The sequence below is a fragment of the Candidatus Zixiibacteriota bacterium genome (genome assembly GCA_014728145.1).
Classification (GTDB): domain Bacteria; phylum Zixibacteria; class MSB-5A5; order JAABVY01; family JAABVY01; genus WJMC01.
This window is the reverse complement of record WJMC01000171.1, coordinates 1-10,539: the sequence shown is the minus strand read 5'-3', so window position 1 is coordinate 10,539 and position 10,539 is coordinate 1. Positions and strand designations below refer to the sequence as shown.

Annotated in this window: 4 protein-coding genes and 1 tRNA gene; 4 read left to right on the top strand and 1 reads right to left on the bottom strand. The window is 47.4% G+C overall.

Going from position 1 to position 10,539, the window contains the following annotated elements; all coding sequences use genetic code 11:
• Positions 1-66 precede the first annotated feature (66 nt).
• The 4 genes from GF404_10080 to GF404_10065 all read left to right on the top strand — a co-directional run bounded on the left by GF404_10080 (position 67) and on the right by GF404_10065 (position 8,047).
• Positions 67-139 (top strand) — tRNA-Ala (locus GF404_10080).
• 230 nt (positions 140-369) lie between these two features.
• Entirely contained in the window at positions 370-1,092 is a 723-nt protein-coding gene (locus tag GF404_10075; protein MBD3382530.1) for a hypothetical protein, read from the top strand.
• 474 nt (positions 1,093-1,566) lie between these two features.
• Entirely contained in the window at positions 1,567-5,007 is a 3,441-nt protein-coding gene (locus GF404_10070) for a T9SS type A sorting domain-containing protein (protein ID MBD3382529.1), read from the top strand.
• 79 nt (positions 5,008-5,086) lie between these two features.
• Positions 5,087-8,047, top strand: coding sequence for a hypothetical protein (locus GF404_10065; GenBank protein ID MBD3382528.1), 2,961 nt, complete (start codon positions 5,087-5,089; stop codon positions 8,045-8,047).
• Positions 8,048-8,116: 69 nt separating this feature from the next.
• On the opposite strand, the gene GF404_10060 is transcribed toward GF404_10065, so the two are convergent.
• Positions 8,117-10,528: a hypothetical protein gene (locus GF404_10060; protein ID MBD3382527.1), complete on the bottom strand. Its 2,412-nt coding sequence runs from the start codon at positions 10,526-10,528 to the stop codon at positions 8,117-8,119.
• Positions 10,529-10,539 lie beyond the last annotated feature (11 nt).

The window sequence follows — 10,539 nt, the reverse complement described above, 5'->3', positions numbered from 1 at the left end:
ATTCCGGTACGAGCCGGAACTTTTTTTATCGAACTGTTTTTAATATGCGATCAGAGTTCTGAAAATGGGGATGTAGCTCAGCTGGGAGAGCGGTGGCTTTGCAAGCCACAGGTCGAGGGTTCGAGCCCCTTCATCTCCATTTTTTCTAATTCAGACTAAACTTCTTACATTTTGATTGACAGACCCTGATTTTATGCTATATTAACCCCGAATACTCACATGTTTTGATTTTACTGGTGATTTGGTCTAACCTGGTGAATTATCAGGTTTGTTGGTGAAAGTTCTATATTACTATATTTACCTGCAGCGACAAGGGGCAAAAGGACTGCGTCATAAATACTGCGATTGGAGTTTTTCAAGGGTATTGATATGACTGCTTATGTTAAACTGCTAATGATTTTAGTATTTGTTTATCTCTCTTTGAGTCCCGGGACTGTGCTGAAGGCCCAGACCGGAGAAATCTATTTCTCGCCCGATAGTGTAATGGCTGAACCCAACGACATAATAGAAATCGACATTATGGCAGATGCTAACCTGAATCAAATTCACTGCTATAAGCTGATGCTCTATTTTGACAGGAATTATCTCGAATTGATCGAGGTCGTGGAGGGTAGTCTCCTCAGCGATCAGGGTCCGACATGGCTGTTTGTCAATGATACCATGGAGCAGTATGATATTGCCAACTGTTTATTGGGACCCGGATTATACGCTAATGGCCCAGGGCATGTAGTGACCCTGAAGCTCAAAACTAAATCATCCGGGGGAGGAAGTGAATTGTTGCTCTCAGACCATATATTTCAAGATACAGAGTTGGATACGATCCCATCCTCAGCCTCAGGGGGCTATGTCTCGATTGAGTCTAATTACACCTGTGGCGATGCTAATTCTGATGTAAATGTCGATGTGTCCGATGCGGTTTATATCATCAACTACGCTTTCGCGGGAGGAGACGCGCCCAATCCGGTCGAATCAGGGGATGCCAATTGTGACAGCCAGATCGATGTGTCAGATGCTGTCTATCTTATAAACTACGCGTTCGCGGGTGGTAATCCACCCTGCGATTTAGACCATGACGGCAGTCCGGAATGCTGAAAATGAATTGTATTTATCCGTGTTGCAAGTACTTTATAAATAATGAATCGGGCTGACGGTTTAAGGAAAGGGATAAAAAACATAACACAATACTAACTTGACAAAACAGCCGCAAAGATACTATTTCAGGTTTGTAGAGTTTACTCGCAATTAGATTCTGTGAGTCTATGATTACAGAATTCAGGATCAAATGATCCGGCAAAATGTTACTGTACTTTTATCAACATCAATGTTCTATTTAGGGAAGTAGGGATTTTTTTTAAAGGGTGTATTAGCTATACTCCCAAATAATCACACAGCGATAATGTTTTAGCACTGTATTCTGACCCAACAGCCTTAACCACATCGGGCTATGGTAATGAATTATTATTATTATAGGGGGATCTAAGCCTTCTGGATAATCATGTCCAGGAGAAGAGACAGGCCGCAGTTTTTGCGATTCCCCTGACTACACATCGAATTAACGGGTGGTTTATGTTTAACCAGGAGAGGAAAATGTACACGCGAAAACTGTTACCAGCAAAAACAGCAATAGGGGCTATCGTTCTGATTTGCCTGATGGCTGCGTTGTCGACTGCGGCGACTTTAGTCCATGATACCCAGACAGAATTCTCAGCGGGAACATTTAACCAGACTGTTCTGGAAGGTACCGAACTCGCTCCGCAGATTTTGCTCGATACTTACAAGACTTACAATTGGAGTTTTGAGGACGACACGATTTCCGGGTGGACTTACACTGCCAATCAAGCCGGCAATATAGCCGAGGAGAATCCTGATGGCGAAATCCACCTGAAATCGGTTCAGCATACTACCAGTGAATCCTATGCGTTCGCATCGCGCTCTGATATCAATATCGGGAGTACTTTCGTTGCTGAATTCTATATTTATTTCGACAGCCTGCAGGACTCCAAAGTAATCGATCCGTACACCGAAACACCCTATGGGGCCTGTCAGAGACTGGATATTAGTAACAGCGCTGTCGGTTTTCGAATGGATATATTCACCGACCGGATGGTGTCATTCATTAAAGATGGAGAAACGTACCCGACTGTTGCATCCTTCGATATCATCACTGAGCTCGAGACCTGGTATAAGATCCGTCTCGAGGCTGATTTTACTGCCCCCAATCTGCCAGTGCAGGTATACCGTGACGATGTCTGGGTAGGGGAACTTCTGGCGGATTCATCCAACGGAGCATCGCAGATCATCCGAATGCTCAATTACTCGCGAAACAGTTCAAGCGGAACAGCCGAATCACATTTTGAATGGATCAAATATGGTACGAAAGAAGAGTCTTACCTGAGTACCGGAATGTACACTTCAGATATTCTCGTTCTGGATGCTGGTAGTCTCGGAGTGTTTTTATGGAGTGAAGATACTGCTACTGTGAGGTCCGGAGGGCGGGATGATCTCCTGTTGTTTGAGACACGTTCAAGCTCTGACGGTTCGAATTGGGAAGCATGGCAGTCCGTGACCAACGGTGGCACTATTCAGTCAAATCCTGAATATTATTTCCAGTACCGAGCAACATTTGACCGCATCTCTGAAACAGAATCTCCAATGCTATCCGAGGTCAATTTCAGCTACCAGGAAGTACAAATCGGAGAGATTTCACTACTGCCCGCTTCGCAGGAGGTGAGTGTTGGTTACAACATCACTGTCGACTTATACTTCGATCATAATATTGAAGATGTCCGTTCAGGAGATCTCGACATAGGCTTCGATGAGAGCTATCTTTCTCTGGTAGATGTCTATGCCGGTCCGGATATGCCCATAAATCACTCACTCAGCCATCTCGTGAGTACAGACCAGGTTCATATCGATTTCGAAATTCTGGATCCATCACCACTTGCTGGTCCGGGAACTATCCTTACGATAGAGTTTACAGCTTTGGCGGAAGTTGATCCGACCTCGATCAGTTTTATCTCTTCCACTTTGCAGGATGATTTCCTGCAGGATCTGGATCATACTACTGTCGATGCAGAAGTGACGGTAGTGCTGATTCTACCGGATGTGCCGGTCCTGATAGAACCTGAAGAAGAAGTGATTACCAATAACAGCCTGCCGACGTTTATCTGGAGCGAGACGACCGATGAGTACGGTCACTATAATCTCCAGTACTCTCTCGATCCTGGCTTCGGACCTCAGGCTGTCACAGTCTCTAACCTGACAGATACTACCTACACACCATCATCAGCACTGGTACCGGATGGCATCTGGTACTGGAGAGTTGAAGCTTACAATCTATCGGGTGGAAGCGGTTACCAGGCAAGCTCGGGATCATTTACAGTTGACACCGATCCACCGGATTACCCGGTCCTGTTTGTGCCGGCGGATGAAAGTTATATAAATGATAACACTCCGGAATTTATATGGAGTGCTACCGGGGGAGTGGGTGGAAAGTACACGCTTGAATACAGCACAGATCCGGGTTTCAGCAGTGATGTGATTACGGTGATCGACATACAGGACACAGTTTACAGCCCGACGATTGCTTTAGAACAGGGTGTTTATTACTGGCATGTCATGGCTTCCGATGCTGCCGGAAATCAAAGCGGGTACCAGCCCGAAGCTTTATCATTTACATTAGATACCACGGCACCTGAAGCTCCGACAGGATTCACAGTGCTTGCGGGTCATCAGAAGTGCAAACTTAGCTGGACCAACCCGGTTGGCGATCCCACTTTCGAGGGCGTTATGATTAGTCGCAATCCCTGGCTTCAGGAGGCTTACCCGGAATACGATGATGAGTATCCCAATCCACTCGGCTACCCTGATTATCCGAATGATGGCAGCCTGGTATACATGGGTATCGGAGAGAGCTACCGTGATTCAAGCGGTATCGGTGAAATGCCGCGGAACGTATATTATTATACGATCTTTTCCTATGATCAAGCCGGCAACTATTCCTCGGCATCGGTCTCACAGCAGGGTAGAGCAACCAATTACTGGCTGGGTGATATTTCCGGTGATGGCAGTGTCTATTACACCGATCTGGTTGAATTGTCGATGACTTACTGGCTGGGTGCAGCTGATCCGGGTTATAACGATGAGTTCGATATCGGTCCGACTGATGACGGAAGCTCGATTGGTATCCCCCTCACGGATAACATGATCGATTTTGAAGACCTGATTCTTTTCGCAATCAACTACGGAACTGTAGGGCCGAACTCAAAAGACCTGCCGGGAGAATACAGCGCAGGCAGTTATGCGCCTGCCAGAATATACATGCAGGAAGCCGTACGCGTCAAGGACAGGTCTGCAGGCACAATCATTGTCGATATTCATCTTGCAGAAATCCCGGCAGATATAGCAGGGGCAAGTATTGTTGTCGACTACAATCCGGATGAACTGGAGTTTATCGGAGTCAGCAAAAACGCAGTCCTGGCTGAAGCCGGTAACAGAGTTTTTATGATCAGCCGCGACAACGCTAATGGTATCGAAATCGACCTGGCCTTTATGGAAAACGGTCTGCTTGTTAATGATGATCACGCACTAACCCAGATAACCTTCCGAAAAAAATCCGGAAAAACACACGTGCTGGATTTCGCCGATGTCATTCTCCGTGACCGGGCAAACAATGAGGTTCCGGTTGTGAAACAGGAATTCAACGGCATGATCAGCAGTCAGCTCCCGGCGGTTTATAAGTTGTCCCAGAACCGGCCCAATCCATTTAACATGGAAACTGTGATTTATTACGATATGCCAAAGGCTGGCTATGTCAGCTTGAAGATCTACAATATCCAGGGACAGGTCGTCAATGTGCTGGCCAGTAACTATCAGGATGCCGGTCGTCACTATTTAAGCTGGAACGGTCGCAATGAAGCAGGGCAGGAAGTAGCCAGCGGAGTGTACTTCTACCGCATTGAGACAGGAAACTACTCGCAGACAAGAAAGATGACACTCTTGAAATAAACGGTATGATTTGAAGATGAAACTACTGCATCAATTGAAAATACTCACATTTGGTCTTCTATTTGTAAGGAGGAACGCGATGTTTAAATCGATACTGAAAGATCATACTACAGGAAGTGCCTGGACACTTCTTGCTGTATTGTGCTTTATCTGTATACCACTTTATAGTGCACATGGTGATCAGCTACTGCATGACACCCAGACGGATTTCGCTGGTGGTGTTTTCGACCAGACTGTCCTGGACGGTTCAGAAAACGAGCCTCAAATCCTGATCGACTATTTCACAACCAGCACCTGGGATTTTGTGGATGACAGTATTGCCGGATGGACATTCACTGAAAACCAACCCGGCAATGTCGCAGAGGAAAATCCCGATGGCCAGATTCATCTAAAGTCGATGCCCCATCCCACTGAGGAGTCCTACGCCTTTGCTTCGCGCACAAATATGCCAATTACAAACCAGTTCGTGGTCGAATTCTATTTGTACTTCGACAGTTTGCAGGATTCCAAAGTGGTTGATCCTTTCACCGAAATCCCCCATGGTGCATGCCAGAGACTGGATATAATTAATTCTGATGCAGGTTTTCGTATGGATATCTTTACTGACCGGATGGTTTCTTTCTATAAAGAAGATGAAACTTATCCGACTGTTTCATATGTCGATGTTACCACCGAACTTGAAACCTGGTACAAGATTCGTCTTGAAGGCGACTTCGATGATCCCAGCCTGCCGGTGCAGGTTTATCGTGATGATATCTGGGTGGGTGAACTCAATGGCGATACACTAAACTCCGCTTCTAATACGATCAGAATGCTGAATTATTCGCGCAATGACCAGAGTGGTGTCGCTGAATCACATATCGACTGGATCAAGTATGGTTTGGTGGAAATTGACGAGTTTTACAGTGATGGCAGTTACACCTCACAGGTTCTGGAATTGGGACCTGTGGATTCTTTTGACAGCCTGACCTGGACCGGAACAACATCACCATATCCCTGGAACAGTTGGGAAAAATATGAAAACAATCCTGTCATATCGGGTACCGCGCTGGTTGAAAATATCCTGACTGACATAGACGACCCCCTGCAACAACCGATTATGTATGATGGTAAGTACTGGGTGATCTATTCGGCCAACAGTTCACTTCAGCTCGCTTATACCACAGATCCCAATCTCCTGAACTGGACCAAATACGAGGGCAATCCAATCCTGAGCCCGGATGCCGGTGAAAACTATGTCTATTCTCCCCAGATTTTCATGGAAGGCTCGACTTATTATCTTTTCTATGACGTCTCGCTCTCTATCGACAACAAGCAGAGGCTTGAATACGCAACCGCTTTAGCCCCAACAGGTCCGTGGACTAAAGGCCAGATCATCCTCGATTTGGGTGCTACCGGCCAGTGGGACGCCCTCCGTGTCAGCGAACCTTTCGTCTGGAAAGAAGGCGACACCTACTATATGTACTACATGGGTGATTTCCAGTGTAATGGATGTGCCGAGCAGATTGGCTTGGCCACAACTACCGCTGCATTATTCCCGCTCGGACCTGAAGCTGATGGAACCTGGACTCGACAGGGATTGGTGCTCCCGCATAATCCGGACGGTTCCGGATGGGACAGCGGTTTGACCGCTGATCCCAGCATTATCAAGGTCGATGGGATTTACTACATGCGGTATACCGGTAGCTATGCCAACGAACACTGGCAACTTGGAACTGCCTGGGCTATCGACCCGATGGGTCCCTGGTTCAGACCGGATGCACCCGATATTGTGCTCGGTGGCGAAGGTGAATGGGATGACGACAGATTAGTCAGGGGCGCAATTCATTATCACAATGGTCTCTGGTATAGCCCTTACACCGGCGCCGGCGGGCCATACCAGGGCGGAATGGCCACAGCATCTTCCGCCATTTCAGATCTTTTGACCATTGAAACACGTACCAGCGAGGACGGCGTTGAGTGGGAAGAGTGGACAGAGGTTACCGCTGGGGGACAGATACAGTCAACACCAAATCAATACCTGCAGTACCGCGTAAACTTTGTGTCATCAGGCGATTTCTCACCTGTGTTGAATAGTATCTCAATTGAATACCAGCTCCTGTCCAATCTGGTTTCTCTCAATCCAAAATTCCAGTCGACCAGTTGCGGTGGAACCGATACTCTGTGGCTTTCCATTGATGAATACCTGGGCAATATCAAGGGCGGGTTTTTTACCTTTAAGTATAACGACAGCTATATTGATCCTGTCGATATCATCAAGGGTGATTTGATGGTTCCACCATCAAGCTACACGCTCTACTCATTGATTGGAAGTGACAGCATCCATGTTGATTTCGTCTCACTGCTTTCGACAATGAGCGGTCCAGGCAATGCCTTCGGTATCGTGTATAATGGAATTAATCAGCATGATTCAATTGACTTTATGATCGACAGTTCGTCACTTAGAGATCCGAGCAACCATAGTATCTTCCATGTTAGCCGCGGTGCGAAGGTCCAGATTGACTGTACCGCTCCAACCTTCAGCGTGGTTTCACCTGCTTCGGGAGGTTTCTACGCTGACCCTCCTATCATGGAAATCGACTTCGTTGACAATCTCGGACTAAACCGGGCATATTACCAGATCGATGCCTGTAACGGTGTCTGGAATCCAATCTGGGAATATGATTCGGAAAGCAAAGACACGACAGTAAACTGGCCTTTGCCGGAAGACTCGAGTGGTGTTCATATTATTTACTTCAAGATTCTCGATGACGGCGACAATCCGAACAGCGACACATGTACCACGTTCTGGGCTTATTCGCTACGGGGAGATTATGTCTGCGGCGATGCCAATAACGATTCAGTGGTCGATGTGTCTGACGCGGTTTATATCATCAACTACGCTTTTTCTGGAGGTCCCTCTCCGGTACCATACAGCTCCGGTGATGCAAACTGTGATGCCAGTGTGGATGTTTCAGACGCAGTATTTATTATAAATTACGCATTTGCGGGAGGCAATAATCCCTGCGATTCAAACGGTGATCAGGTTCCGGATTGCTGATTTCAACGCATTCAAAAAAATCCCCGCCGAATAGTTTTTGGCGGGGATTTTTTATCTACTAAAACCTGATTAGCAATCAGGAATACCGTCGCCATCGGGATCACAGGGCGCGCCACCCGAACTGAATATGAAACTTATCAGGTAAGTCGCGTCGGACACGTCTATCGAACCGTCGCAGTTGCCGTCGCCAACCCTCAAGGGTGATGGTTGCTGACCGCTGTTGAATACGAAGTTGATAATGTACATCGCGTCGGAGACATCACGCGTACCGTCTTTGTTGGCATCGCCACAGAGATTATCACAGGCATCGCCGACACCATTGCCGTCGGAATCTACCTGGTCCGGATTATAAGTGATCGGGCAATTGTCGCAACTGTCAGGTTCGGAATCCCCGTCGTAATCAGCGAAATCATCGAAACCGGGACATTTATCGCAATCATTGGGCATACCGTCGCCATCAAGGTCGAGAAAATCGAAATATCCCGGGCATAGATCACATCCATCCGGTGTAGAATCCATATCCGAATCGATGTCGTCATCATACCCCTCGCATTGATCGCAGGCGTCACCGTTTGAATCACCATCAGAATTGGCCTGGTCCGGATTATAGGCATACGCGCAGTTATCACAGCCGTTGGGATACCCATCACCGTCCGAATCGGGAGTCTGGCTGTTATGGTAATTCGGGCAGACATCGCAACTGTCAGGGATACCGTCATGATCGGCATCCGCGAAATCGTCAAAGCCGGGACATTCGTCGCAACCGTCGGCCACACTGTCACCGTCGCTGTCGATATCGTCATCATATCCGGGGCAGGCATCGCAACTGTCCCCGTAGCTGTCACCATCGCTGTCGATCTGGTCCGGGTTATAACGCAGTTTACAGTTGTCTACAGGCTTCGGATCGTACTCACAATATTCACCCGGATAACCGTCCTGATCAAGATCATCGCAGTGATATTTCATCTCAATAGTTGGATCACCGAAATAATTGAGCTCGTAGTAGCACCAGCGCATACAGGCGTCATCGATTTGAAAAACCGTTTCCTCCCGTGAGTGCTGGTTAGCTTTGCTGAAATTTCGAATGTCCTGAGCATAGACCGCGTCTACCATACGGCGATGAAACCTCTGTGAGGGGCCATCCGTTGAGTTGTAAGATCCCCAGCCGTAACGCGCATTCATGACCAGCGCAAAACAGCCGTTCATGAATTTGACTGTCAAATACTCAGCGAAACAATCAGATGCGTTGGCCTGGTTGTCGAAATGACCGGCCAGACAGGTCTGTGAATACAAAAATCCGAACTTTTCATTTTCGAGCGTATCGACATCGTTGTTGTACAGCTTCATAGCATAACCGACATTACCGTGCCCGAGGTGATTGAGAAAATGAATCCCACGGTTAAACTTCTTGATGAACTGTTTTTTGGGCCAGTCATTTTCATCGTCTTCAACGTCGGGATCATCCCAGTCGCGATCGTACAATTTGTCGACAGCGTAGTCATCAGTTGAGAATCCGACTGTAGTGTATCCGTCAGAGGTCACAGTACCCACAAGTTCATCCATTAGGTTACCGCCCCACTCGGAGACACCGCCAAAACCGAGGTTCTCTCCCACGAGCAGGACTCTTTTCAAAAAGTAATTGAAGACAGAATAATTCATGTATGCAAGAGTTTTGGCGACCATGGTGTCGACTTCGTCGTTGTTGCCGACCGGGAAACGCCCGACATAGACCTCAGCATAGAGGTCGACTTCACCACCGTCTTCACCGTCTGTGGGTTCTCCCCAGCGGGAATCTCCGTCGTAGTTCCAGGTACCGTCCAGACATCCAAAATATAGGTCGCCAGGCATAGCATATTCGACTTCGGCCTCCTGGCCTTCCCACGACCTGACATATAAATCCTTGGCGGGGATAATGTCATCATCTGCACCGATAATCACATATTCAATCCCTGAGTTCAGGTAAGCGTCGGTAATATACGCCCGGATATCATCCGGATCAACCGATCCGATCACATCGGTAGTGACTATCTGGGTAGCAATTCCTGTAGTGTCATGATAGTCCTTGAGCGGAGCAAAACCGCCTGCAAGGGCTGGAGTTGTAATGATTAAGAGATCGAACTGCTCACCCGATTTGTCAGCTCTCGACGGCAGGACAGAATATTTATTGATATCATAAGGGTTGTCAACTTTATGTGCGACAGCTTCCTCGTCTGCGTATTTTGAGCGATACAGGCTGGTAGTCAGATCACGGGTTTCCGTGACATCGACCTCGACATTCAGGTCCGGATAGTATATCAATTCACCCGATTCCGGAATATACTGAAGCGGATAAAGTTTAAGTATCAAAATATTGTAACCGCGAAATTCCTGGATAGTGACCTGATCGTAAAATCTTCCCGGAAACAACTTGTCAGAGGAGTAGATTTCCATATCCGCCACCGGAGGCTGTGCCGAACCGGGTTCGCTCAGCTTAAAAGGCACACCAGCAGGTT

Bases quoted from the DNA above. Each gene is read 5' to 3' on its own strand.
- GF404_10075 (MBD3382530.1), top strand. From the start codon at position 370: ATGACTGCTTATGTTAAACTGCTAATGATTTTAGTATTTGTTTATCTC.
- GF404_10070 (MBD3382529.1), top strand. From the start codon at position 1,567: ATGTTTAACCAGGAGAGGAAAATGTACACGCGAAAACTGTTACCAGCA.
- GF404_10065 (MBD3382528.1), top strand. From the start codon at position 5,087: ATGTTTAAATCGATACTGAAAGATCATACTACAGGAAGTGCCTGGACA.